A 25,092-nucleotide genomic window follows, 5' to 3' on the forward strand; every position below is an offset into this window, starting at 1 on the left:
TATTTTTCAGCTTCATACACTCGATACAGATGATCTTGAAACAGTTAAATGGATTTATATTTATTCTTTTTATAGTAACGATAACAAAACCCTTCAATAACAAATATTAAATATCGTTTATGGAACTTCCTTAATGTACGTTTAACAAAGAAATTCCTTAAGCGTATGAAATTCACATTTTGATTGCGAAATCCACGGCCATCAAGCTAAAGTTTTAATGTAACCCCGAAATGAAAATTTTCTTTCACTGCAGTTAATTACTTTGAGAAATTCGCGGATTTTTTCATTTTAGTGGGGTGTTTTACTTTGTTTTGTTAGCTTGATAGTGATGGGATACAGCCAACATTTTGGAAGTTTTATATGCTAAGCGAAATTTAACCTAATAAAGTCGAATTCCTGTACGTTAAGTGAAGTGGCATTACATTCACATAATCCGTATTATCTGAAATTAATAAAGTCTGTTACACTCTCTTCTTTAAAAACGTTTCCATAATATCCTTCTTGAATTTTTCATAATCAAACTGAAAAGCTACATTATGCGTTTTATAGCCTGGATTAGTAGTAAAACGAAAATCTGCAATACTTTGACCAAATCCTTCTCCTTGGTCAGGAATTACTTTAATAGGTACTCTTGAAAGGCCCACAGCCTCTTGATTCAGCAAATACCACACTGTCACAAAATCATGCATAGGACTTCCACTTATACCTGGATTAGACTTGGAGTAGAATTTATAATAATAGTCTAACATAGGTTTGATGATGAGTCCTGCAAGATCCTGTGTATTCCGGTGAAATGCATCGATTTGCTGGACCATTTCGGGTGTAACAATCGCATGTTGAGTCACATTTAAAGGAATAATTGTCAAGTTCTTTGCATGCTGCAGAATTAAGTTTGCTGCATAAGGGTCTGAGTAAAAGTTAGCTTCAGCCACAGCAGTTACGTTACCTGGATAGAAAAAAGCTCCCCCCATGCAAACGCATTCTCTTACGTTTCGCATTGTTTCTAAATTCAATACAAAAGTCGTAGCTAACGAAGAAAGTCTTCCTAAATTGATAATTGTAAGATTTTCTAAATTTGATTCTATAATTTGATAAATATCATTTAAAGGATAAACTGGATATGAAATTTCAGGGGGAATAATAGGCCCTAATCCGACTTTTCCATGTACCTCAGGGAAATACTGAATCACTATACCTGTCAACGGTACAGAAGCACCAAGGAATACAGGTATCTCTTCCCTTCCCGCAATGTACTTCAAATAGTTAATATTTCTTAATACATTTTCTCTTGATACATTTCCATAATCGGCTACAATTCCTACAAGTTGAATGTCTTTACGAAAAAAGGTGTACAGTATAGCAAACGCATCATCAATCCCCAAATCTGTAAACAGGAGAACCTTTTTTTGCATATTTCTTCCTCCAAAATCTATAGAATCCTACTTTCACTAATGATGTAGTAATCAGACTAAGCTTGTATGTATATATTTTATGTATTCTTAAAGAGTGGATTCTATTCACTTGAAATAGAGCTTTGCTCATTTAAATTTGATATTATGTTCAAGCGTAAGTTCCTGTTCTTAAGTTGATGGCATGTGGTGCTATCCCATGCCCATCAACTTAAGAATTTTTTACCACCCCAAAATGAAAAAACAAGTCAAATTCTCATAGAAAGCCACATTGATAAAACGCACAGCAAACTTATGGATAAAATTACATGCTCGGCTCTCCACAAAAAACGGGATAAAAAAATAAACAGCGGAACTAGTCCACTGTTTACTTCGCCACACCTTCATGCAATTTTTCTGTATAATCCTTTACATCTTTCCAGCTATCTTTCGCTGTATTTAAATCTTCTTTTATAAATGTAAATTCTTCTGGACTCATTCCTTTTACGTTTTGTAGTAAGTTATTATATTTCGCACCTACTGTATACCATTGATTTGATATGTTTTGCAGTGCTGTAATTGCTGCATCAATTGTTTCTGTCATATTTGTTGTTTTATTTTTCACATCAGTCAAAATTGCTACTTCTGCTTGTGCTCCAGAAATTCTATCTTTTAAATTGGCTATTTCTCTTTCTGCATTTGCGATATCTTTTTTCGCAATTGCAATCATCGGTCCGCCAGCAAGACATGTTATTAGCGCTACGCAAAGTACACCACCAGCGATAACCATATCATTACTCTTTTTGATTGAATCATTATATGTATTTATTTGTTGCTCTAATGCTGGAATACCTGCATTCGTACTAGCCAAAATTGCTGTTAATTGATTTGTATCCTCTTTAAAACTATTTGTGTCTTTCGCCATTCTATCGCGAAAAGCTTTCAAATTCCCTAATAATACATCTACCTCATTTTGATTCTTTACAATATCCGCATATAACTTTTCCAAATCCGCTTTTAATTTACCGCTATCCTTTTGATCAATCGCTACTAGCATGCTATTATAGTACGCTTGAAAAGTATTATTGTAATTAATAATATTTTGGTCCGTTTTCATAATTTGAGGCTTCATATTATTTAACCAATACGCCGCATTAATTTTTGCATCTCTTTGATGCTGAACCATATTTCCTTTAAACTCACTATTAATGGAACTTATTTTACTCAAATCAGTCTCTTGCTGATTTTGAATTAATTTTGCATATGAATCCATTGCAAACATACTTGATGTCGTTTGTGCCATTACATCTTGGAATCCTGCTGGTCCGAGAGAATAATTTTTCGCATTTTCTTGTAGTGTCTTTACGTTTTGTTCTGCTGCAAAAGGATGTAAAGGAAACGCATTACTCGTTGCGACTCCAGCAATCATTATCGTTAAAAGACATTTTTTATAGAAATTATTACGCATACTTATCACCTATTCTTTTTATGAGGATATGAAACGTTAGAGGTAAAAAGAGCTCCTGCTCACTACTGAACAGGAGCTCTCTATTATTTGAAAATCATTTATCTATACATAATGCTGAAACAGTTTAATTACTATTATGCTTTTTTCGTATCCACTACTTTAATATCTTCAGCATAAATTTTTTCTGCATAGTCTTTAATGTTTTTCCAGCTATCTTTCGCAATGTTTAAATCTTCTTTAATGAAAACAAGGTCGTTTGGACTAATAGAATCTACATTTTGAAGTAAAGAATTGTATTTTGATCCCATTGTATACCATTGATTTGATATGTTTTGCAACGCTGTAATTGCAGTATCAATTGTATTTGTTAAATACTCCGTTTGTGTTTTAATGTTTGTTAATCCAGCTACTTCTAATTGAGCGGTTGTAACTTGTCCTGTTATTTTTTGAATTTCAGCTTGTGCATTATCAAGCTCTTTCTTCGCTAATACGATACCAGCTGTACCACCACCTACAGCTGCTGCACCACCTGCAATTAATGCGACCCCTAGCGGCGTTCCTGCACCTGTCGCAATAACTACTGCACCACCGATAATTGCAATTGGGCCTAGTGCTGTCGCCACTGATGAACCGATAATAATTGCATTATATTTACTAATTGCTTCATTGTACGTTGTAATTTGATTTTGCAGAAGCGGGATTCCTGCATCTTGACTTGCTAAAATAGATGTAATTTGATTTGCATCACCCTTAAAGTTTTGCGTATCCGACGTCATTTTATTTCGGAATTTCTTCAAGTCTTCTACTAACTGATCTACTTGCGCTTTATTTTCATTAATACTACTTGATAATCTAGTTAACCCTTTTGTAAGAGTCGCTTTATCTTTTGCATCTACCGCAGCAACTAAAGTATCATAATAGTTTTGGAATTTCGTATTGTAATTGATAATATTTTGATTCGTTGAAATAAGCTGTGGCTTTAATACATCTAACCATTGCTTCGCATTTCCTCTCGCTGTATCTTGATGCTGAATGACTTTTCCTTTTAAAGCCGCATCAACAGATGATACATTACCAAAGTTAACATTACCTTGTTTAATAATTGTTAAAGCGTACAGATCCATTACTAAAGCATTTGAACCTGTTCTTTCCATTGCATCTTTTAAGCCTTCTGGTCCTAATGAGTATTCTTCATAGTCATTATAAGCTTTTGCAACCGCATGAACTGGAGCTTGTTTCACGGTGCTTTCAGCTGCATACGTATGGGCTGGCATGATGTTTCCTGCTGCAAATACTGCCATAAGTGCTGATAGAGCCATTACTTTATATGGTTTTTTTGTCATTTTTCTTCTCTCCCTATATCGCTAATTATTTTTTTGCTTAATGTACTTCAACGTTTGTAATGTAATCTTCAAATTGATTTGTTTGTTTATTCATTTCATCACTTACTTTTTTAATTTGATTGAAATGTTTTTGAAGTAAACTACTGTCTGTATATGTGCCTTCTTCAACATTCTTTTGAATTTGGATCATATTATTGTTTAAAACTTTCCAATCCGTTAATAACGTTTCTAAAGTTGTAATTTGACGATTGATTAGTTCTGTAAAGCTACTTACTTGATCTTCAACAAATGTAATTTGTGTCGCCTCTGCTTCAGTTTGTGATAACTTTTGAATAAGTGGTAGTAGCTCTTTTTGCTTTTGCTGAATGCGAAGAGCTGCTTCTCTCGTTTGACTATCGGCAGCATTTACAATTTCATTACTTAAAGTACCGATAGAAACGAAATCAATTGTTTTCGTCTGCGCAGTTTGATTTGTAATTGTAAATACTTGTTTACCGATATTAATAGAACCTTTAATAATTTCTTGAGGCCTGTTCAAAATAGTCGTTAATTCAGCTTGAATTTCCCCTTGAATTCTTTTAATATCTTCTCTTAATTTCACAATATCTCCACTTGATCCTTGTAGTGTTTTTATTGCTTCATCAGCTTTAATTGATAAGTTGCTACTATCTTTGTCTAATACCGTTTTAAATCGATTTAACTCTAATAAATCTTGCTCCATACTCTCTTGAATGCTTTGTACTTGTAATTGTAATTTTCCATATGCGCCTGTAAAATCTGCTTTTGCTTGTTCATCTTCATTTATGTTTCCTGCTAGTTCATAGAGCTTACTATAATAGCTATTAAATCGAGTGCTATATCTCATCATCTCTTGATTTAAATCGATTAGCTTCGGATTATATTCATCAATCCACTCTCGTACATTTGCCTTTGCAAACTTTTGATGATTCGTTAAGCTGCTCATCGCATTCACCTTAATGTCTGGCTGTTGTAAAATAACCAATCCGTATGCTTGTATAAGCGGTGACTGTGATCCTAACATTCTAATTGAATTGGATAATGTATTTGGAGCAATTACATTTTGTGCATATACTGTTTTCACTTCTGGTTGCGCCTCCTTAGCGTAAGCGCTTACAGGAATGAAGCAACTCGTAGATACTGCTGTAACCAATAACCCTGTAATTAAAGTTTTTTTCACTTTAACTCCTCCTATGTATTAGTAACTATTACTATCCCATTTTATTATTCTATTTTCTTGCAAATGATTTGAGATGGTTAAAAATAGAGAACGTTCTCACCGTGAGTCATGTACGAACCACCTCTCTCAAACTTTATTTCCACAGTACTTACTTATTGTTATAAAACACTTCATAACTTTTCATATGTGCTTAGTATGAATAATATTGTATAAAATTTCTGTTTCATCGCAATTTCTACATTCACACAGTGAATATATTACATGAAAATATTATTCATTTTAAGCTAAATAACGCACGTAAATATGAAATTCCGTTTTGTTTTTATTTAAGTTTTGTACTGTAAGGTCATTTAAACACAGCTATTTATCTACCGTAAAGAAGTATTTTAATTCCCTTTATTTTCAAGCCCTCATGTCTTTATTCCAAAATAAAATCCGATTAACTTTCTCAATTAAAATATCCATATATCACAACAAAAAACACTGTTTACTCATAAGTGATAATATTATTGTAATATAATTTTAAGACCTATATGCAATTATGCATAGCATATACACAAAAAGGATAGCTTCAGTTTCGTGAAGCTATCCTTAAAAAATCTTATTACTTTTTCAAATGATATGGAACTGTCGTAATAACAACATTTCTTTTATAGAGTAAATACGCACGAATGAGTAAACTAGATTGATTATGAAGAATGTTATGCCAGCCTTTTTTCGGAATAAACTGTGGTATAACGACTGTAACCCGATAATTTGATTCACTCGCTTTATATTGCACTGTATCAATGAACTTTGTTAACGGCTGAATGATACTTCTATAATGAGAATGTAATGTAACAAGTCTTACTTCTGGCTGCCACTTCTGCCATTTCTCTTCAAATTTCTTTTCCTCTTCTCTGTCAAAGGCAACATATACAGCGATAACTTGATCCGCTGAAAGTGCCTTCGCATAGTTCAGTGAATTTTCTACTACATGAGTCATACCTGCTACAGGAACGACAATTACATTCCCTTCAATCGGAACAAGTGGTTCACAAGTTTTTAAACTTAATTGATCCCCCACTGCATCATAATGCTTCTTAATTCGATGGAACAAGAAGATAATGGCAGGTAAGAAAATAAGGATCGACCAAACTTGTGCGAATTTAGTTAAAAAGAACATACTCATTACGATAAAACTAATGACTGCACCAATTAAATTGACCGTTAATCTCAAAGCCCATCCTTCAGGTTTTTCACGAAGCCATTTTAATACCATCCCAGTTTGAGAAAGTGTAAATGGAATAAATACACCTACTGCATATAACGGGATTAAATGTTCTGTTTGCCCTTGGAAAGCTACAATTAAAATAATTGAAGCGATTCCAAGTATAATAATACCGTTTGAGTAACCTAGGCGGTCTCCTCTAATCGTAAACATTCTCGGTATAAACTTATCTTTCGCAAGATTAACTGCTAATAGCGGAAATGCAGAATAACCTGTATTAGCAGCAAGAATTAATATTAAAGCTGTTGTACCTTGTATGAAATAGTACATGAAATTACGTCCAAAAGTTTGTTCAGCAATTTGTGAAACGACTGTTACTTCCTTACTTGGATTAATTCCGTAATAATAAGCTAAAAAGACAATTCCTGAAAATAAAACTGCAAGTAATGCACCCATTGCAAGCAATGTTTTCGCTGCATTGTTAGGTGCAGGATCTTTAAAGTTTGGAATTGCGTTAGATATCGCCTCAACACCCGTTAAAGCAGAGCTTCCTGAAGCAAATGCTCGTAACAGTAAGAACAAACTAATTCCTGCAACTGGTGTTCCAATCGGCGTGTGTAAAGTCGGTGACACGTGACCAGTTAAAATATTATATATCCCTACACCAATTAATATAAATAGTGCTAAAACGAATAAATAAACTGGATATGCTAAAATGGAAGCTGATTCCGTTACCCCTCTTAAATTTAATATCGTAATTAATATAACAAATACAACTGCAATAATTACACTATGTGCATGTAAGCTAGGAAAAGCAGACGTGAGCGCATCGGTACCTGCAGATACACTTACTGCAACAGTTAAAATATAATCGACTAATAAAGACCCTCCAGCTATTAATCCTGGATTCATACCTAAATTTTCTTTTGATACTACGTATGCGCCTCCGCCATGAGGGTAAGCGAAAATAATTTGGCGATAAGATAAAATAAGAGCAGTTAATAACACTAATACCCCAACAGCTATCGGAATGGAATACCAATAAGCTATTGCTCCAAGACCTGCTAATGCGATTAATATTTGCTCTGGCCCGTATGCAACCGATGACAATGCGTCAGAAGATAAAATGGCTAGCGCCTTTGTTTTATTAAGCTTTTGCTCTCCTAACTCAGTTGATTTTAACGGCCTTCCAATTAAAAACCTTTTGATAGATGAAACCACTGCTGTCCACTCTCCAATAATTTTGTACGAACTTTTCTGCTAGTTACAGCCAGCAAACTATTTCTTCAGAAAACAAAAAATGTCTACAAGCCATAGCGAAATAGACTTGTAGACATTATTTTTTTTGTCGCACAAGCTCCACCTTCCTTCTCAATATAACGCTTACGAGGTTAGCTGTCGGATTCGGGCCTATGAGTAGCCCTACCTTTTTTCAAGGATTCACCCCATCGGATTATGTACTAATCCGTAAGAACGGGTCCCCCGCACCATGCGGTTTCAGCGATTTAGAAAATTGAAACTGTGGATTATAATACTCCTTTATTTTCAAAATGTAAACAAAAATTTTAAAAAATAAAAATTTAAAATGATTGCGCATAATCCGCCCGTAAATATACATAATGAATACTAAAAAATTGATAAAGGAGACCCATATGTCTAAAGAAAAGAAGCCTATTTTTTCTGATTCATATTTAGATGCATTAGCAAATGAAATTAATCAGTTTTATGGTAACCGTGAAAAAGAAAGAAATACGACAGAAAGAACGAAAAGAAACGAATAAGTTGTCAAAAATAAAAACAAAAAAGATAGCAACATTTATATGTTGCTATCCTTTGCTCTTTTTCATACTATTTCTTTAGTTAAAATCACTTTTTCATATACATTTAAATTTTGATATACAGCGCCTAATAAAGGTGCTTCTATAGAAAATTGCTCTGCTAAATCCAGTAAATATCCTTGTAAATGTTCTCCTTCAATGAGCGAGCCTTTTTCCATATCGCGCTGCATAGATGACTTCATATCATAAGAAATTTTATCAATCGTTTTCATATGTTCCTCAACAATATTATCTTTAACTGGAGCCTCTATGGATTTCATGATTTGCACTGATTCTTCAAATAAGTTTCGAATAAAATCACGTCCACCTTCACTTTCACGAATCGGGCCTATTGGTGCACGCATTAATGTTGTCACACCTGACATTACAGTAATAAATAAATATTTGTGCCACATATCTTGTGTAATATTTTCACTTAATACAAAACTAGCTTTCGTACCCGCAAATACTTCCGAAATACGCTGCATCCTCTCTGCATCTTGAGGCTTAATTTCCCCAAATACAAGTCTGTTGGCAGCACTAGTTTGCACGACATCCCCTTCGTTATTTAATGTCGTTTCAATAAAGCATAAACCACCCATCACCTTTTCTTCACCGAATTCCTTTTGTAATAGTGCTAAATGAGCGATACCATTTAACAATGGGATTATTACTGTATCCTCTCCTACAAATGGTTTCAAATCTGTTATCGCTTCATTTAGGTGATACGCTTTTGTTGAGAATACAATTACATCAAATGGAGACGTTCTATCTTCTTTCGTTATCAATTTCGGTTGAAATGAAAAATCGCCGTTAATACTTCTGATAACAAGACCTTTTTCCTCTAATTGTTGTTTCCGTTTATTACGCACGAGAAAAGTTACATCTTCTCCCTTTTCTACTAGTCGTCCACCAAAAAAACCTCCAACGCCTCCAGCTCCTAGCACTAAAATACGCATATTACATCCCCCTTTAAAAGACAAATTCACTACTTTTAGTATACATAATATTATACATGTCTCCTAATAAATCAGCTGAATTTTCATTCTTAATTGAATGAAAAAACGGCGGTTATTTTTAATAAGATTTGGGCATGTTGTTTCTATAGCCTATATTGAAAGGAAACTATGTAAATGGAGGCAATACAAACAATCGAAGAAAAAGATGTAACAACAGCTATATTTCAATTTATATTCCCGTTTTCGTTTAAAACTGGATATGAACAAAATATGTTCCCTTTCTTACAAAAAAATAATTTCCGTCCTTTTCGACTTGATCATCTTGAAGATGAAAATACATATTACGGGCAGTTTCAAGTTTCACATCAAAAGATGGAAGCATACTATCTTTCATTTACGAATAAAATTCTTTTTCCTCATTCAGAACATCAAAAGGGACTACAGCGCTTTTCTAAAGATCTTAATTTAAATGGACATTTAACAACAAATCTTATTTCCGTTCCATTCAAGATACATTCTATTGATGTAACACTTTGTCCTTATGAGCTTGGCTTCTTAACAATTCGAACAGAAGTCAAAACCGCTCCAAACATGACATTATCAGAAGCCATCGAATTCGCTTCTCGCTTCCGTGTGCTTGAAACTAGAAATGATACAACTGAGACCATTTGTATTGAATGTGATGGAAAAAAATATTCACAAGTAGAAAAACTTATATTCGGCGATTTATTTCATGGCTTAACAGACTTCTTTGAGAATAAGAGGTTGCGGAGTTCATACTTTCAAACATTCCCCTTCTTTGAAGACCAACGAATGTATGTACAAACCTTATTATCTATTAACAAAAAGTCAGACCTTCATGTAGTTGATGTATATCGAGCTTCCAGTCTTTCCGGATTAACAGACGATGGTAAGCCGTATATTAGCGCAAATAATGTTCCTTATATTCACGATTATTTAACAAAGCATTCTTATCAAAGATGGGCTCCTAACCGTTATTTTATTATGGAAGAACATATTTTCACATGTATAACAAATGAAGGTGAACGAGAAGTCACTAAACTTGCTAGTCAAATGTACGGAGAATTTTATTACGCTTTATTATTAAACCTATTCCATAAAGTTGTTTTATTAAAGATGGCGAACGCTTATGCTGAACTAAATATTGAACAAGATACAAATGAAATAGAGAAATTAATTTACTCTATCAATTCGTTTACAGCGAATTATTTTTCTTTAGAATTAGTATCTCAATCACAAAGTGAAGATATTTTCTTCCGCTTAAGAAAACTTTTTAACATTGAAATTTTATACTCGAACGCGAAACAAAATCTTGATGGTTTGTTTAAATATCAAGAAAATGTCGCCGCTAAAAAAGATAGCCTTTTATTATTAATTTTAACTCTCTACTCTGTGGTGGGCCAAATGTTAGGGTTTACTATGATTGACCTTTTAAGAAACACAGATTCAAACAAAATATCATCGCCTCTTGAACTTTTCGCACTGTTAATAGCAATTAGCGGTATAGTCATTTCCTTTATTTTAGGTGCACAAAGTTTATACCAATGGGGTATACAGCATCGAAGAAGACAAGCATGGGTAAAACAAACTGTACTATCTGCTGTGAAAGAGAAAGATGATAAGAAGTAATGAAGTTTATTTTCAAATTTTCCATATGTGGCGCACTTCAGTAAATGAAATTTTCATCAGCGATTTTTCGAATATATCGGCGCAACTCGAAATATATCAGCGCAACTCAAAATATATCGGCGATTTTCCAGATATATCGACTTACCGACAAAAAAACAGAACCGGACAATATAAAAAAGGTACTCCACCATAAAGTTTGGAGTACCCTTTTTTATTACACGAATTTCACTTACTTCCCTGCTTCGATTTTCTCTAATGCAGCAGCTACTTGTTCTTCAGTTAATTCATGTTGTATTACGTAGCGGTTACGTGGGCTTACACGACATTCATGAGAACATGCGCGTAAGTGTTTCGCTTCGTTTTCTTCAGAACATAAAATTTTCTTGTTACATTCTGGATTTGAACAGTTTACATAGCGCTCACAAGGTTCACCAGTAAAGTGGTCTTTACCAACAATAACATGTTCTTTTTGGTTTACTGGTACAGCGATACGCTCATCGAACACGTAACATTGTCCATCCCATAGCTCACCTTGTACTTCTGGATCTTTTCCGTACGTTACAATTCCGCCGTGAAGCTGACTTACATCTTCATAGCCTTCACGAACTAACCAACCAGAGAATTTCTCACAGCGAATTCCGCCTGTACAGTACGTTAAAATCTTTTTGCCTTCAAGTGTTTCTTTATTTTCTCTAATCCAGTCTGGTAATTCACGGAATGATTCAATATCCGGTTTAATCGCACCTTTAAAGTGTCCTAAATCAAACTCATAATCATTTCGTGCATCAATGATAACTGTATCTTCTTGTTTCATTGCTTCATAAAAATCTTTTGGCTCTAAATACTTACCAGTTATTTCGTGTGGGTTAATGTCATCTTCTAGACGAAGTGTAACTAACTCTGGACGAGGACGTACGTGCATTTTCTTGAATGCGTGCCCTTCTTCTTCATCTATTTTAAATACGATACCGTCAAAGCGTGGATCGTTGTTCATTGCTTCCATGTATTTCTCTGTTTGTTCTACAGTTCCAGAACAAGTTCCATTAATTCCTTCTTTAGCTACAAGAATTCTTCCTTTTAATTCAAGTGAATTACAAAATACTAAATGCTGTTCAGCAAATTCTTCTGGGTTTTCAATTGTTGTGTACATGTAATATAGTAATACTCTATATGGTTTTGTAGTTGCCAATGTATTTCTACCACCTATCTAATTTTTAAAATCATGTATAAGTTAACGTTCATATCAAAACATATATAATAAGAAAATACACACTAAATTGTACTTAGCCTATTTTCTTCTATTTACAATTTTTTCTATAAGTTAACAAAAATAAAAAACAAGATTACACACCAAAACACTATGGTTATGTTGTAATCCCAATATATTATATATCATACAAATCCATTTCCATCAATTAATATGCTGTATTATAGGCTTTATGTTCACATAAATTTCAAAAATAGCCCTTTAATTTATTATGTTTCCCCACGTCACCACACCATAAACTCCCAATTTTTTATAACACCACACCATCCATTGCATAAAGGCATATAATTTGCACTAAGGAAACATTTATGTTCAAATAAAAATATCATCTCATACATTTAAATGTATTGAAATAATGGGTAAAAATAAATACAATAATTTCATCAAGTTAACATTTCAAAGGGGAAAACTACTATGAATAAAGATATAACAAAAGATGAACAAGTCCCTTCTCAAAGTACAACTGTTCAATCAGCACACTTAGCTTTAAGTGGCGAAACGAAAGGTTGGAAAAGACTGTTACCGTTTTTAGGACCCGCTTTTATCGCGTCAGTTGCTTATATTGACCCTGGTAACTTTGCTACAAATATCGCAGCTGGTTCACAATATGGATATTTACTATTATGGGTTATATTCGCTTCTAACTTAATGGCAGTATTAATCCAAACTTTATCCGCTAAATTAGGAATTGCTACGGGAAATAATTTACCTGAAATCGCTCGCGAACACTTTCCAAAACCTGTGTCTATTGGCTTATGGATTCAAGGTGAACTCGTTATTATGGCTACAGATTTAGCTGAATTTATCGGGGCAGCACTCGGATTGTATTTATTATTTGGAATTCCGATGTTACCAGCTGCTTTAATTACAGCAGTCGGATCATTTATTATTCTTGAGTTTCAACGCAGAGGATTTCGTCCACTAGAAGCTATTATTACAGGGATGATTTTTATTGTAGTAATAGCATTTGGGATTCAAGTTTTTTATGCAAAGCCAGAATTAAGCCCTCTACTTTCAGGACTTTTCATTCCAAAATTCCAAGGTGTAGACAGTATATTACTTGCAGCAGGGATATTAGGCGCAACAGTTATGCCACATGCAATCTATTTACATTCTGCATTGACACAACGCCGTGTGGTCGGAACAACTGACGAACAAAAGAAAAAGATTTTCCGTTTCGAATTTATCGATATTATTATTGCAATGGTTATCGCTGGAGCAATTAATGCGAGTATGTTAATTGTAGCAGCTGCACTATTCTTTAAAAACGGTATGCACGTTGAAGATTTAGATGTGGCATACACTCAGTTTAGCAACTTAGTCGGTCCTGTATCAGCTGCGTTATTTGGGATTGGGCTCTTATCAGCAGGACTATCTAGCTCTTCTGTCGGTACAATGTCAGGTGACATTATTATGCAAGGATTCATTCGAATGCATATTCCGTTATATTTACGCCGCTTTATTACAATGATTCCACCATTAGTTATTATCGCTTTAGGTGTAAATCCAACTTACGCTTTAGTCATGAGCCAAGTCGTCTTATCATTCGGTATTGCTTTTGCATTAGTACCACTTATCATGTTTACAAGCAGTAAAAAAATTATGGGTGCACTCGTTAATCACCGCATAACAACCTTTATCGCTTGGATCATTGCTGCACTTGTTATCATTTTAAATATTTTCTTACTGTATCAAACATTTATAGGGTAATGAAAAAAGGTATTCCAATAAAACTGGAATACCTTTTTTAGTGAAGTAATTCTCTTTTACTTATCACTTATGTATGTACCTCTTTTTGAAATATATTCCACAATCAATTTTATCACAAATCCAAACCTTACTTCCCTCTTGAATAATCTTTATTTTCAGATTAAATTATATAATAACAACACATTCGAGTTTCAAAAGAAATGGAGTGAAGGCATGTTTCCTATATTAAAAACCGATCGACTCATTTTGCGAGAACTTACTGAAGAAGATGCACCAGGTATACTACAATGTTTTTCTAATACTGATGTACTGCGCTATTATGGTCAAAAACCATTACAGGATGTTGATCAAGTAAAACAAATCATTAATAATTTTAAACTGAGTTACAATGCAAGAAACGGTATAAAATGGGGAATCGAATTAAAAGATAAGAAAGAACTCATTGGGACAATTGGTTTTCACGATTGGTCTTCTGAGCACAAACGAGCAAATATAAGTTATGCCTTTCTCCCTGAACACTGGGGAAATGGGTATGCCACTGAAGCGGTTTCTGACGTTTTATCATATGGTTTCCACACGCTACATTTAAAACGGATCGGTGCAATTGTCTTTCTTGAAAACGAGGCTTCAAATAAAGTGCTATTAAAATTAGGTTTTGAAAAAGAAGGTGTTCTAAAAAACTATATGTATCAAGATGATATCCCCTATGATACGAATTTTTATTCTTTATTAAAATCTGTTTAATAGAATTTATGTGTAAAAAAACCTTACTTTTAAAAGTAAGGTTTTTTCAGGTATAGCCGTAGCGGTTTTATCTTTTAAAACCAGCTTTCCCTCTTGCTTTGTAAAAGTAAGGTCAATACGTGAGATATGCGTTCCATATTTATATGGTTCTGTAATAATAACACCATTTACAAATTCTTTTTTAACAAGTTTATACATATGAGCCGCAAAAATAGCGCTGGTAGAACCCTTATTAACGGACAGGAAATCAGCTTTTCTCTTGTCGAAATTTACTTAGCATACAGTGGTCATATATTTTTAAGAATAACGGAAGAATATATAGAAAATGCTACATAAATGTGAAGTTTAATCAACTTAGGGGGGACAACCTTGTTCAATCAGACTGTAAAAGCTATACCGAATTTATTTACGATTGGAAATTTATTGTGCGGTGTTTTTTCAATTACTATGAATATGAATGACTATTTGGAAGTAGCCTCCATTTTCATTTTCTTTTCAGCTGTTTTTGATTTTCTTGATGGAAGGATTGCGAGAAAATTAAAAGTGAACAGTGAGTTTGGTGTAGAATTAGATTCCTTAGCTGATATTGTTAGTTTCGGGGTTGCTCCTGCACTTTTATTTCATTCGATAGCAACACCCTCTGTTTTAACTTCTTTGGCATTTATCCTTTTCCCAACGATGGGTGCTTTAAGATTAGCTAAATTTAGTGTTAAACCAACCATTGGATATTTTAAGGGATTACCGATTCCAGCTGCTGGATTACCATTGGCTGGCATGGCATTGTTTTCATATAGCAATGCATGGATTACATTAATCCTCGCTCTCTTAATGGTAAGTCCAATTAAGTTTAAGAAATTTTAATTGGGGTCCCGTCCATCACTATCAAGACTTTACGGAATATCGTTTATTTGAGTACGACTATAGAAATAGTAAAGGGTATGTGCTGTTGGTTCATCAGCAATAAGTAAATCAACATTGTAAGATAGTGCCCTAGCAATTGCTACTCGTTGTTGTTCGCCACTTAGCTGAATTAAATAAAATGACAGTTGCTGAATATAAAGAATATGTTTACTTTTGTTTTGAAAATCCTCTTCTTTAACGAGTTTCATGTAAAATACCGAGGTAATAAATAAAAGAATAGTCATTGACTATTCTTTTAAAAATAAGGTTTTTTTATTTACTTCTTATCAATATAAGCATTTTTATACGTATACACGCCACCAAATTGATGCTTCTCAATTCCTTTTACATAGTCCTTTTGTACATAAGCTGAGCCAATGTGATAAAGCGGTGCTATCGCAGCGTCCTCTAATAGAATACGTTCAGCCTCTTGCAGAGCTTCCCAGCGTTTCTCTTGATCTAGTACTAGCTCATTTTTCGCTTTCTTTATTAATTCATCGTAACGAGAATTAGAGTAACTCATTTTATTATTCGGATTACTCGTCGTAAATAACTCTAAATAACTAATTGGATCTTTATAATCAGGTCCCCAATTTACCATAGATATATCGTAATCGCCTGTTTGTTCTAGTTGTAACTTTTGTTTAAACGGCTGTTGTTTAATTTGTATCGTTAATCCTTGCAAATTCTTTTCTAAGTCACCTTTTATATATTCCGTCATACGTTTTGCGTTATCTTGTTCAAACGTTAAAAACTCGAGGTTTACTTGCTCTACTCCAAGTTCTTTTTTCGCTTCTTCCCAAACCTTTTTCGCATTTTGTAAATCATATGAAGAAATATCTCCGTTCTCTTTTCTAAAATCTTTTCCAATCTCTTCATTCACGTGACCAACTGGTACAAGTCCACTTGCAGGTTTTGCCCCGTTATTAATAAAGTGAGTAACAAAATCTTCTTTATTTAACGCTAATGAGATAGACTGACGCACTTTTTTATTTGCTAACGCCTTATTTTTTTCATTAAAACGTAGCATAGCAATTCCAGGATCACTCGACATGTGTAATTCCTTATTCCCTTTATACTTATCTACAATTTGCGAATTAATAGGCACCCGGTCCAAATTACCAGCTTCATATAAATTTACAGCCGTCATTGTATCCTTTACGATATGAAAGTTTATTTCGTCTAACTTCACTTTCTTTTGATCCCAATATGTATCATTTTTCTTCAATTGAAATTCTTGTTCATGCTTCCATGTTTCTAACACGAATGGGCCATTATATATGAGATTACTAGGTTCAAGCCCGTAATTGCCCCCTTGTTCTTTCAAAAATGATTCATGCTGTGGTAAGTATATAGGTAAAGCTAATAACTGTAAGAAATATGGAATCGGCTGTTCGAGTTCAACTTCTAACTTATAATCATTTATGACTTTAATCCCAAGTTCATCAAGTGGCATTGTTCCCTTATTTATTTCTTTCGCATTTTTCACCTGAAAGAGCATGTATGCATATTGAGATGCTGTTTCAGGATTAATCGCACGTTTCCACGCAAACATAAAATCATTTGCTGTTACATTATCACCATTTGACCATTTTGCATCTTTACGCAATTCAAATGTATATTTTTTACCATCTTCACTTCTTTCAAATGATTTTGCTACTGCTGGAATAGGCTGATCTTGATCATCTAGCACATACAATCCTTCAAATATGTTTTGCATAACGTGTGCTGACGTACCATCCATTGTTTTCGCAGTATCAAGAGAAGGAATTTCTTCTGATACCGTTACATTTAGCACTTGTTTTTTAGCCTCTGTATCACTTTTATTCGCTTTATTATTACAAGCTGTTAATAATAAAGATGTAACAAGTGCCATTACCATTAAATGGCTCTTTTTTAGCTTCATGAATTGTTCTCCTTAAATATAAAATATTATAAAGCGTAATATATTATAGCAGAAATACTAATAGAAAGATGCGACATTCTTTTGAATATTTATTCGTTCAAAAAAAGCTATCCTTTTTTTAAAAAGGATAGCTTTTTCAACTGACATGTAAATACTTATCTTTGTAAACCACGTTTATAACGACTCGCTTCAAATATAATACGCTCTTCATCTAATGTTTTACATTCACCATTCCAAACAACACGTTTACCGTTAATAATTACATCACTTATATCTTTTCCACTAGCAGCATATACAAGGTGCGATGACACTTCATCTGCTGGTTGTAAATGCGGTTTATTAGACGGATCAATCGTAATAAAATCAGCACACTTTCCAACCTCAAGTGATCCCGTTTGTTTCATGCCAATTACTTCCGCAGCTCCTTTTGTCGCAAGAGAAAGAGCTGTTTCAACTGGTAATGCTGTTGCGTCTTGATGAATACCTTTTTGTAATAAAGTTGCTATGCGCATTTCTTCAAACATATCTAAATTGTTGTTAGATGCAACACTATCTGTTGCAATTCCAACTTTCATTCCTGCTTCTAGCATCGCTTTTACATTCGCTATACCCGATCCTAGTTTTAAATTACTATTCGGATTATGAGCTACTCGAACGTCATGTTCTGCTAAAAATGCACGCTCATTTTCATTTAATACTACACCGTGTGCAATAACTGTTGGGCGTTTAAACAATCCACAACTTGCTGCATATTCTACTGGACGTTTTCCGTACTGTGCTTCAATATCACGTACTTCACGCTCTGTTTCCGAAAGATGAATATGAACCATCGTTTGATTTTCTACTGCAATACGTGCGCATTCTTCTAACAGTTCTGTAGAACATGTATATGGACTATGTGGTGCAACCATCGTAGTTAACATACCACTTTCGTTATAATAACGCTTCACATATTTCTCAGCTTCTTCAATTGCTTTCTTTTCATCGTCTTTCGTTCCGAAGCTAAATAAAGTTCTTGAAACAGCAGCTCGCATTCCACTCCTTGATACCGTTTCCATAATTGCATCTTGATCTACTCCAATTGGATTGAACATGTCAGAGAATGATGTTGTACCACTTTTCACCATTTCAAGTAATCCTAATTCCGTGCTAGCGACCGCAAGCTCTGGAGTAAACTGACTTTCAAGTGGCCAAATTCTCGTCTCAAGCCATGGTTGTAATAACATATCATCGCCAATACCTCTTAAGAGACTCATTACAACGTGTGTATGTGTATTTACAAGCCCTGGTAAAACCCACTTTCCTTTCATGTCAATTACTTCATCTACTTCAAAATCATTAGCGAATTCTCCGCTCTTTACATCTATAATTTGATCATTTTCTACAATGATATATCCATTTTCTATCACTTCGTTTTGTTCATTCATCGTTACGATTGTAGCGTTTACATAAGTTGTTTTCAAAAGTATTTCCCCTTTCAACTCTATGAAGTTCCCTTTAATAAGTTACCACCATTATAGTAACTTATTAAAGATTAAGAGTCAAAAGATAATTTTAATTCTTTCGTTATCTTTTCCTTCAAAATGCTATATTGTTTTTCATTTGTATCCGTAAATGCTTCTTCCCGATTTGATTTCTCATCCATATAATTCAATTTTCCATTGAATTGAGTCTCTGTAAAATCAAACATCTTTCCATCTATAAGGTTATAAAAGTGCCATACTTCTCCTACTTTCGTTTTTTTAATCTCTCCCTCGTATAAGTCTTGAACAACTAGAGCCGTTACACCACATTGTCCCTTTGCCGGATTTTCGCTCGTCCATTTTGAACTTGTTTCAATCGACCACGATTTTGTTAACATGTCATATATTTGTTTTTTCTTCACATTATCCACTCTCATCTTCCCCCGACATTAATAGTTTTACACATCATATTGCAAAAGCGGTAATAGTCGATCCTTAAAAACCGTTGACGGCGTCTCTCCGATTAACTTTGCTCCCATCTTCAAGTAATATCCTTTCGCATTCGGATCACTATCAATTGTAAAACTTTTTATTCCTAGTTCATTTGCTTTTTCTATTACATACTCCCAAAGTATTTTCCCGTACCCTTTCCCTTTGCAACGAGGATGAATGTATAAAAAATCGAGAGCTTTATCATTACGTAAAAATGAGAAAAATCCAATCTTCGTATTATCGTTTTCTAAAACATATACAAAATTATTTTTTATGTACTCTTCTGTAATTGTTAAATCTTCCTTACAAGCAAGTATGAATTCTTCACTATAGTTCCACATTGCTTTTGAATGTAGTGCGAGTTCACTTAATTCATTTGCTTCTCTTAATTCCGCTTTTCTTATCTTCATGATTCTTTCTCCCCATCTTCAATATGTAAGCTATTAATATGATTCGAAAAGTAATTAAAAAAACCTCTTATTTCCGTAGATAAGAGATTACTTTTATAAATCCTTATCATAAAACTAAAAAGTTTCACCGTATTATGGATAACAATTTTTCAAAAGAAAAAGAGAACGCCATTTCCAAAAATTGGCGTTCTCTTTTTCTTTTAACCTTCAAACTCAACCATTCATTTTACTATTTCTTACGATACTCATTTATATAGTTTCTACTACTGCTTCAAGCATTGTTCCATTTTCAGCATAATTCGTATGCCAAGAAAAAGCTTTTTCTAAAACATGAGGGGTTTGTCCACCTCTTGCTTGTGCTTCTTCGTAATAAGCTCTTAGCTGATCACGATACATTGGATGTGCGCAATTCTCAATAATCAGTTCCACTCTTTCTCTTGGCGCCAACCCTCTTAAGTCAGCATACCCCTGTTCAGTAACGATAACATCTACATCGTGTTCAGTATGGTCCACATGAGAGACGAAAGGAACGATACTTGAAATGTTACCACCTTTTGCAATCGATTTCGTAACAAAGATAGCTAGGCGTGCATTTCTTGCAAAATCACCAGAACCACCAATACCATTCATCATTTTTGTACCTAAAACGTGAGTAGAGTTGACATTTCCGTACATATCTAATTCTAAAGCAGTATTAATCGAGATTAATCCAAGGCGGCGAATGATTTCAGGATGATTAGAAATCTCTTGCGGGCGCATCATTAATTTGTCACGATATTTTTCAAAGTTGGAAAATACTTGTTGCATTTTCTCTTCAGAAAGCGTGATAGAACAACAAGAAGCAAAATTGACTTTTCCAGCATCCATAAGATCAAAAACCGCATCTTGTAAAACCTCGGAATATACTTCTAAATCTTCAAACTCTGAATCTAACATTCCGTGCAATACTGCGTTAGCAACTGAACCAATTCCTGATTGTAACGGCGCTAAATGATTTGTTAATCGGCCTACTTTTACTTCTTTTCGAAGGAACTCTATTAAATGCTGTGCCATAATAACAGTTTCTTCATCCGGAGGAACAATTGTCGATGGCGAATCTAGTTGATTCGTAAACACAATCCCCTTCACTTTTTCAACATCAATCGGAATACCGATCGTTCCAATTCGATCATCCGTTTTCACTAGCGGAATTGGAAGCCTTTCCCCTTGTTTTCCTGGTTCATATAAATCATGCAGCCCCTCTAGTTGCGCGGATTGGGCCATATTCATTTCAATAATAATAGACTTAGCATTTAAGGAAAATGCTAAGGAATTTCCAATTGAAGTGGTTGGAATAATCATTCCGTCCTCGGTAATCGCAACCGCTTCCAAAATAGCGAAATCTATATCCATAACGTCAGCACGGAGTAACTCTGCTGTATGAGATAAGTGCTGATCCACAAATAAAAAGTCTCCGTTATTAATTCCTTTTCGCATAGTTGCATCGGCTTGGAATGGCAATCTCTTCCCTAAAATTCCTGCCTCAGCAAATAATTTATCTACATCCGAACCTAAGGAAGCTCCAGTATAAACATTTACTTTAAAAGATTTATCATTCTTAACTTGGTTCACTAGCGCAAATGGGACTGCTTTTACATCCCCAGCACGTGTAAATCCACTTAGGCCTAAAGTCATTCCGCTTTCAATCCATGAAGCTGCTTCTTCAGGTGTAACTACCCGATCTTTTAAACGTTGATCCCTGATTCTATCCAAATTATTCTCCATATGTAATCCCTCTCTCAATGAATATTCATAATTATTTTACACATTAACACCATCAAAATAGGAATTTTAGTATACAATGCCGAAAATTCAGACAAAACAGCAAATCTAGGCTCTAAAGCAGAAAAATCTAGAATCCTAGAAGCTTACGGAAATAACTGGCGTATGATTGACTAACTGGTACTCTCTCCCCATTATCCATCGAAAGTAAAAAAGTAGAATGAGTATCAGGATAAATCGCTTTAATATGATTAACATTTACAATAAATGAACGGTGACATCTAATAAATGAATCTTTCGGAAGCAAGTATTCGAATTCTTGTAGCGAGTATTTATGTGTTCCTGATAACTCTTCTGAATTCACATACGTCTTTTTATCTTTAGCCTCTAAATACATGACCTTTGAAAAAGGAACCGGAACCCAGCCGTCTGTTGTTTTTAAAGTAACGACTGACTTGCCATCCGTTAAAGCTGGATAAATTGCCGTCACGCACCCTTCAATCTTGCTATTATTTGAAAATGGTACGGCCATTCCATGATAAGGAATACCAAAAACATCCCGGTTAATAAACTCAGAGGCTTTTTGCTTCGTTATCATTGCTTTATGAGCAATCGTCCCTTCCTTTATAGGATCCCCGACGCTAATCTTTAAATCAATTCGTTTACTTGGCCGATAGTAAATATATTCTTTCGTATTCGAAACTGCAATGGAAATTTCATCTGAAAATAATTCCCCAACAACATCTAGTAGTAAACCTAATGTTTTATCTTCCATACTATAAACACCTCATTCACTATTATACTACTATTATAATTTGTAAAACCGTTCAGCAATTTGAACGGTTTTACAAACAATTCAGTTCACCTTAGCTCCATAACATCTTGCTACTGCAACTGCCTGCGCTATGTCTAATTTCACATTTTTCAAATCAAAACTTTTAAAATCAACTCTATCAACTATCGCTCCTTTTAAATCTGCACCGCTAAGTTTTGCCTTACCTAATTGTGCACCTGTTAAATCTGCTTCACGTAAATCTGCTTTTTCTAAATTACATTCATATAAGTCAGCTTCAATTAAACGTATACCTTTTAGCATTTGTTTACTTAAGTTCGCGAACCTTAAATTTGTATATGACCAATCACCGGATATTATTGTTATTCCATCTAAATTCGCTTCTTCAAAATCGGATCCAGTCATTTTACATTCTTCAAACTTAGATACGAATAAATTCGCACCAACAAACTTACAATTTGCGAATGTAGTTCCTTGGTGGATAGAAGCATTAAAAAGAGAACCAGTAAAATCACATTCTATGAAATTACAATTTTTAGTAAAAACTTCTGATGCATCTACCCCTCTAAAACGGCATTTTATGAAGGTACAATTTTTTAATTCCTCTTCTTTAATCAATTCATATTGAAAATCTATTTCTATATATTCTTTATTTACAAATCCGCTCATAATCTTTCCTCCATTTCCTCAAAGAAACCTCACTTCAAAAAAGTGAGGTTTCTTCTCATACAATATGTCTATCTAACCAAGAAATCAAATCTTTAAACACTTCATCTCTATTCACTTCATGGAACATTTCATGTCTTCCATTTTCATATAAACGTAGTGTCAGGTCTTTCACACCACATTTTTTATAGTTTTCATAAACTTCTGTTACACCTTTTCCCATATCTCCAACAGGATCACGATCTCCAGAGAATATATGTATCGGAAGATTTTTTGGTGTTTTCTTGAATTCTTCTATTTTATTTACTTCTAGTACACCATGAAATAATTCTCGATAAAAACTTGTTGTGCAAATAAAGCCACATAAAGGATCTTTTATATATCTATCTACCTGGCTATTATCTGAAGATAACCAATCAAATTTTGTACGATTTGGCTTAAAGTGCGAGTTAAAGTTTCCGAAAGATAAAAAGTTTAGCATCGGGCTTTTCGTTTTGGGCCCGCGTAATTTCATCTCAATTGTCGCTACTTTATGACCGATACTTCCTAAAAGCCCTGGATTTCCACCAGTTCCTGAAATAAGAAATCCATCATATAGTTCACCTTTAAGTTGTACAGCACGTCTTGATAAAAAAGAACCCATACTATGTCCAAGTAAAAACAATGGACCTGTCTGCTCTTCTTTTATCATTTCCGAAACAAAAATCACATCAGACACAGCCTCACTCCAACCTACATTTGGTTCGAAATGACCATAGTCTTCTTCTCTTTTCACTGTTTTTCCATGCCCTTTATGATCATGAGCATAAACACCATATCCTGCTTCTAATAAAGCATCAATAAAGTCTGTATAAACACCTGCATGTTCTGTCATACCATGTGCAATTTGAATAATCCCTCGCGGATCTCCTTCTGGTAACCACTTACGCAAATAAATTTCCGATCCATCCAATGCCGTAACGAAACTTTTCTGTACGTTCATTTCGTCAGCCCCCAAATCTATTATGTATCTCAAAAAATGAATATCCATTCATTATTCTTATTATGTATTATATGCAATTGCTTCTATTATGACAAATGCATTCATTGTTTATCTTTCAAACTATTCTCTTGACGGACTTAAAATAAAATTATATAGTTACTTACATAAAGTAACTATATAATTTTTAGGAGGTTTCTACTATGATGCCATCACTATTTTTAGCACACGGTTCACCAATGCTTGCCATTCAAGATACAGACTATACACGCTTTTTAAAGACACTTGGAGAAACATATAAACCGAAAGCTATTGTTATTTTTACCGCTCACTGGGAAAGTGAAGTATTAACGATTTCCTCTTCAGATGAAGAATATGAAACAATTTATGACTTTGGAGGTTTTCCTCCTGAGTTATACGAAATCAAATATCGTGCGAAAGGCTCTTCTAGCATTGCATCTATGCTAGCAACAAAATTTAAAAATAAAGACATTCCAGTCCGACATAATATGACGAGAGGGTTAGATCATGGTTCATGGACACTCCTGCATCGTATGTATCCAGAAGCAAATATTCCTGTCATACAAATATCAGTAAATCCATTCCTCCCTGCAAAAGAACAATTTGAAATTGGAGAAGCACTAAAAGGACTTGGACAAGAAGATATTTTAGTAATCGGTAGCGGTGTTACTGTTCATAATTTACGAGTATTGAAATGGAATCAAACAACACCTGAAAATTGGGCAATTGAATTTGATGATTGGATTATTAAACATATGCAGACCAATGATAAAGATGCATTGTTTAATTGGGAGAAGAATGCGCCTCATGCACAATTAGCAGTACCACGAGCAGAGCATTTTGTTCCTTTATTTATCGCAATGGGTAGTGGTGAACAGACAGGAAAAGTCATTCACCGTAGCTACGAGCTAGGTACATTAAGTTATCTTTGCCTTCAGTTTTAATAA

Annotated in this window: 22 protein-coding genes, 1 pseudogene and 1 riboswitch; of the genes and pseudogenes, 6 read left to right on the forward strand and 17 right to left on the reverse strand. The window is 34.2% G+C overall.

Annotated elements, in window-relative coordinates; translation table 11 throughout:
* Window positions 1-461: 461 nt before the first annotated feature.
* The 5 genes from ACP6L7_RS03125 to ACP6L7_RS03145 all read right to left on the reverse strand — a co-directional run bounded on the left by ACP6L7_RS03125 (window position 462) and on the right by ACP6L7_RS03145 (window position 7,828).
* On the reverse strand, window positions 462-1,412 hold the full coding sequence (locus ACP6L7_RS03125) for a nucleoside hydrolase (RefSeq protein ID WP_097831495.1): 951 nt from the start codon (window positions 1,410-1,412) through the stop codon (window positions 462-464).
* 364 nt (window positions 1,413-1,776) lie between these two features.
* On the reverse strand, window positions 1,777-2,856 hold the full coding sequence (gene nheC / locus ACP6L7_RS03130) for a non-hemolytic enterotoxin NHE subunit C (RefSeq protein WP_097831496.1): 1,080 nt from the start codon (window positions 2,854-2,856) through the stop codon (window positions 1,777-1,779).
* Between the two features lie 134 nt (window positions 2,857-2,990).
* Window positions 2,991-4,199: a non-hemolytic enterotoxin NHE subunit B gene (nheB, locus tag ACP6L7_RS03135; protein WP_000162968.1), complete on the reverse strand. Its 1,209-nt coding sequence runs from the start codon at window positions 4,197-4,199 to the stop codon at window positions 2,991-2,993.
* A gap of 37 nt (window positions 4,200-4,236) precedes the next feature.
* Window positions 4,237-5,397: a non-hemolytic enterotoxin NHE subunit A gene (gene nheA, locus ACP6L7_RS03140; RefSeq protein ID WP_097831497.1), complete on the reverse strand. Its 1,161-nt coding sequence runs from the start codon at window positions 5,395-5,397 to the stop codon at window positions 4,237-4,239.
* 604 nt (window positions 5,398-6,001) lie between these two features.
* Complete coding sequence (locus ACP6L7_RS03145) at window positions 6,002-7,828, reverse strand: APC family permease (RefSeq protein ID WP_097831499.1); 1,827 nt, start codon at window positions 7,826-7,828, stop codon at window positions 6,002-6,004.
* Window positions 7,829-7,972: 144 nt separating this feature from the next.
* Window positions 7,973-8,120, reverse strand: a riboswitch (cyclic di-AMP (ydaO/yuaA leader).
* A 139-nt stretch (window positions 8,121-8,259) separates the two neighbouring features.
* Between ACP6L7_RS03145 and ACP6L7_RS03150 the strand changes: the two genes are divergently transcribed.
* Entirely contained in the window at window positions 8,260-8,388 is a 129-nt protein-coding gene (locus tag ACP6L7_RS03150; RefSeq protein ID WP_255290728.1) for a hypothetical protein, read from the forward strand.
* Window positions 8,389-8,450: 62 nt separating this feature from the next.
* On the opposite strand, the gene panE is transcribed toward ACP6L7_RS03150, so the two are convergent.
* Window positions 8,451-9,383, reverse strand: coding sequence for a 2-dehydropantoate 2-reductase (gene panE / locus ACP6L7_RS03155; RefSeq protein WP_097831500.1), 933 nt, complete (start codon window positions 9,381-9,383; stop codon window positions 8,451-8,453).
* 174 nt (window positions 9,384-9,557) lie between these two features.
* Here panE and ACP6L7_RS03160 point away from each other — a divergent pair, with 174 nt between their 5' ends.
* Window positions 9,558-11,033, forward strand: a complete 1,476-nt coding sequence (locus ACP6L7_RS03160) for a hypothetical protein (RefSeq protein WP_097831501.1) — start codon at window positions 9,558-9,560, stop codon at window positions 11,031-11,033.
* 229 nt (window positions 11,034-11,262) lie between these two features.
* On the opposite strand, the gene trhO is transcribed toward ACP6L7_RS03160, so the two are convergent.
* Window positions 11,263-12,222: an oxygen-dependent tRNA uridine(34) hydroxylase TrhO gene (gene trhO / locus ACP6L7_RS03165; RefSeq protein WP_097831502.1), complete on the reverse strand. Its 960-nt coding sequence runs from the start codon at window positions 12,220-12,222 to the stop codon at window positions 11,263-11,265.
* Window positions 12,223-12,714: 492 nt separating this feature from the next.
* Here trhO and ACP6L7_RS03170 point away from each other — a divergent pair, with 492 nt between their 5' ends.
* Both ACP6L7_RS03170 and ACP6L7_RS03175 read left to right on the forward strand, forming a co-directional pair.
* A complete protein-coding gene (locus ACP6L7_RS03170; protein WP_097831503.1) occupies window positions 12,715-14,010 on the forward strand; it encodes an Nramp family divalent metal transporter in 1,296 nt (431 codons plus the stop codon).
* A 213-nt stretch (window positions 14,011-14,223) separates the two neighbouring features.
* Window positions 14,224-14,754, forward strand: coding sequence for a GNAT family N-acetyltransferase (locus ACP6L7_RS03175; RefSeq protein WP_097831504.1), 531 nt, complete (start codon window positions 14,224-14,226; stop codon window positions 14,752-14,754).
* A gap of 6 nt (window positions 14,755-14,760) precedes the next feature.
* On the opposite strand, the gene ACP6L7_RS03180 is transcribed toward ACP6L7_RS03175, so the two are convergent.
* Window positions 14,761-14,952, reverse strand: a complete 192-nt coding sequence (locus tag ACP6L7_RS03180; RefSeq protein ID WP_489686861.1) for a hypothetical protein — start codon at window positions 14,950-14,952, stop codon at window positions 14,761-14,763.
* Between the two features lie 171 nt (window positions 14,953-15,123).
* Here ACP6L7_RS03180 and pssA point away from each other — a divergent pair, with 171 nt between their 5' ends.
* Window positions 15,124-15,615 (forward strand): CDP-diacylglycerol--serine O-phosphatidyltransferase, encoded by a 492-nt coding sequence (gene pssA / locus ACP6L7_RS03185; RefSeq protein ID WP_097831505.1) that lies wholly within the window; start codon window positions 15,124-15,126, stop codon window positions 15,613-15,615.
* A gap of 77 nt (window positions 15,616-15,692) precedes the next feature.
* On the opposite strand, the pseudogene ACP6L7_RS03190 reads toward pssA, so the two are convergent.
* The 9 genes and pseudogenes from ACP6L7_RS03190 to ACP6L7_RS03230 all read right to left on the reverse strand — a co-directional run.
* A pseudogene (locus ACP6L7_RS03190) lies at window positions 15,693-15,788 on the reverse strand (ATP-binding cassette domain-containing protein); the annotation flags it as partial.
* A gap of 143 nt (window positions 15,789-15,931) precedes the next feature.
* Window positions 15,932-17,560 (reverse strand): peptide ABC transporter substrate-binding protein, encoded by a 1,629-nt coding sequence (locus ACP6L7_RS03195; protein WP_097831507.1) that lies wholly within the window; start codon window positions 17,558-17,560, stop codon window positions 15,932-15,934.
* Between the two features lie 155 nt (window positions 17,561-17,715).
* The gene (locus ACP6L7_RS03200) at window positions 17,716-19,041 is read right to left on the reverse strand and encodes a bifunctional S-methyl-5'-thioadenosine deaminase/S-adenosylhomocysteine deaminase (RefSeq protein WP_141533451.1); all 1,326 of its coding nucleotides are present in this window, start codon (window positions 19,039-19,041) and stop codon (window positions 17,716-17,718) included.
* Between the two features lie 53 nt (window positions 19,042-19,094).
* A complete protein-coding gene (locus ACP6L7_RS03205) occupies window positions 19,095-19,454 on the reverse strand; it encodes a YunG family protein (protein WP_098361794.1) in 360 nt (119 codons plus the stop codon).
* A 27-nt stretch (window positions 19,455-19,481) separates the two neighbouring features.
* Window positions 19,482-19,925: a GNAT family N-acetyltransferase gene (locus ACP6L7_RS03210; protein WP_097831510.1), complete on the reverse strand. Its 444-nt coding sequence runs from the start codon at window positions 19,923-19,925 to the stop codon at window positions 19,482-19,484.
* A gap of 249 nt (window positions 19,926-20,174) precedes the next feature.
* The gene (gene scpC / locus ACP6L7_RS03215; RefSeq protein ID WP_097831511.1) at window positions 20,175-21,689 is read right to left on the reverse strand and encodes a succinyl-CoA:acetate CoA-transferase ScpC; all 1,515 of its coding nucleotides are present in this window, start codon (window positions 21,687-21,689) and stop codon (window positions 20,175-20,177) included.
* A 127-nt stretch (window positions 21,690-21,816) separates the two neighbouring features.
* Entirely contained in the window at window positions 21,817-22,461 is a 645-nt protein-coding gene (locus ACP6L7_RS03220) for a LytTR family DNA-binding domain-containing protein (protein WP_097831512.1), read from the reverse strand.
* Window positions 22,462-22,542: 81 nt separating this feature from the next.
* On the reverse strand, window positions 22,543-23,148 hold the full coding sequence (locus ACP6L7_RS03225) for a pentapeptide repeat-containing protein (RefSeq protein WP_097831513.1): 606 nt from the start codon (window positions 23,146-23,148) through the stop codon (window positions 22,543-22,545).
* 55 nt (window positions 23,149-23,203) lie between these two features.
* Entirely contained in the window at window positions 23,204-24,127 is a 924-nt protein-coding gene (locus ACP6L7_RS03230; RefSeq protein WP_097831514.1) for an alpha/beta hydrolase, read from the reverse strand.
* 200 nt (window positions 24,128-24,327) lie between these two features.
* Here ACP6L7_RS03230 and ACP6L7_RS03235 point away from each other — a divergent pair, with 200 nt between their 5' ends.
* Window positions 24,328-25,089, forward strand: a complete 762-nt coding sequence (locus tag ACP6L7_RS03235; RefSeq protein ID WP_097831515.1) for a DODA-type extradiol aromatic ring-opening family dioxygenase — start codon at window positions 24,328-24,330, stop codon at window positions 25,087-25,089.
* The last annotated feature ends 3 nt before the right edge of the window (window positions 25,090-25,092 follow it).

Source organism: Bacillus silvicola, from assembly GCF_050524305.1.
Lineage (GTDB): Bacteria > Bacillota > Bacilli > Bacillales > Bacillaceae_G > Bacillus_A > Bacillus_A cereus_AT.

Excerpts from the sequence above, each read along its gene's own strand:
- ACP6L7_RS03125 (WP_097831495.1), bottom strand. The coding sequence starts at position 1,412 with ATGCAAAAAAAGGTTCTCCTGTTTACAGATTTGGGGATTGATGATGCG.
- nheC (WP_097831496.1), bottom strand. The coding sequence starts at position 2,856 with ATGCGTAATAATTTCTATAAAAAATGTCTTTTAACGATAATGATTGCT.
- nheB (WP_000162968.1), bottom strand. The coding sequence starts at position 4,199 with ATGACAAAAAAACCATATAAAGTAATGGCTCTATCAGCACTTATGGCA.
- ACP6L7_RS03150 (WP_255290728.1), top strand. The coding sequence starts at position 8,260 with ATGTCTAAAGAAAAGAAGCCTATTTTTTCTGATTCATATTTAGATGCA.
- panE (WP_097831500.1), bottom strand. The coding sequence starts at position 9,383 with ATGCGTATTTTAGTGCTAGGAGCTGGAGGCGTTGGAGGTTTTTTTGGT.
- ACP6L7_RS03160 (WP_097831501.1), top strand. The coding sequence starts at position 9,558 with ATGGAGGCAATACAAACAATCGAAGAAAAAGATGTAACAACAGCTATA.
- ACP6L7_RS03170 (WP_097831503.1), top strand. The coding sequence starts at position 12,715 with ATGAATAAAGATATAACAAAAGATGAACAAGTCCCTTCTCAAAGTACA.
- ACP6L7_RS03175 (WP_097831504.1), top strand. The coding sequence starts at position 14,224 with ATGTTTCCTATATTAAAAACCGATCGACTCATTTTGCGAGAACTTACT.
- ACP6L7_RS03180 (WP_489686861.1), bottom strand. The coding sequence starts at position 14,952 with ATGTATAAACTTGTTAAAAAAGAATTTGTAAATGGTGTTATTATTACA.
- ACP6L7_RS03195 (WP_097831507.1), bottom strand. The coding sequence starts at position 17,560 with ATGAAGCTAAAAAAGAGCCATTTAATGGTAATGGCACTTGTTACATCT.
- ACP6L7_RS03210 (WP_097831510.1), bottom strand. The coding sequence starts at position 19,925 with ATGAAGATAAGAAAAGCGGAATTAAGAGAAGCAAATGAATTAAGTGAA.
- scpC (WP_097831511.1), bottom strand. The coding sequence starts at position 21,689 with ATGGAGAATAATTTGGATAGAATCAGGGATCAACGTTTAAAAGATCGG.
- ACP6L7_RS03220 (WP_097831512.1), bottom strand. The coding sequence starts at position 22,461 with ATGGAAGATAAAACATTAGGTTTACTACTAGATGTTGTTGGGGAATTA.
- ACP6L7_RS03225 (WP_097831513.1), bottom strand. The coding sequence starts at position 23,148 with ATGAGCGGATTTGTAAATAAAGAATATATAGAAATAGATTTTCAATAT.
- ACP6L7_RS03230 (WP_097831514.1), bottom strand. The coding sequence starts at position 24,127 with ATGAACGTACAGAAAAGTTTCGTTACGGCATTGGATGGATCGGAAATT.
- ACP6L7_RS03235 (WP_097831515.1), top strand. The coding sequence starts at position 24,328 with ATGATGCCATCACTATTTTTAGCACACGGTTCACCAATGCTTGCCATT.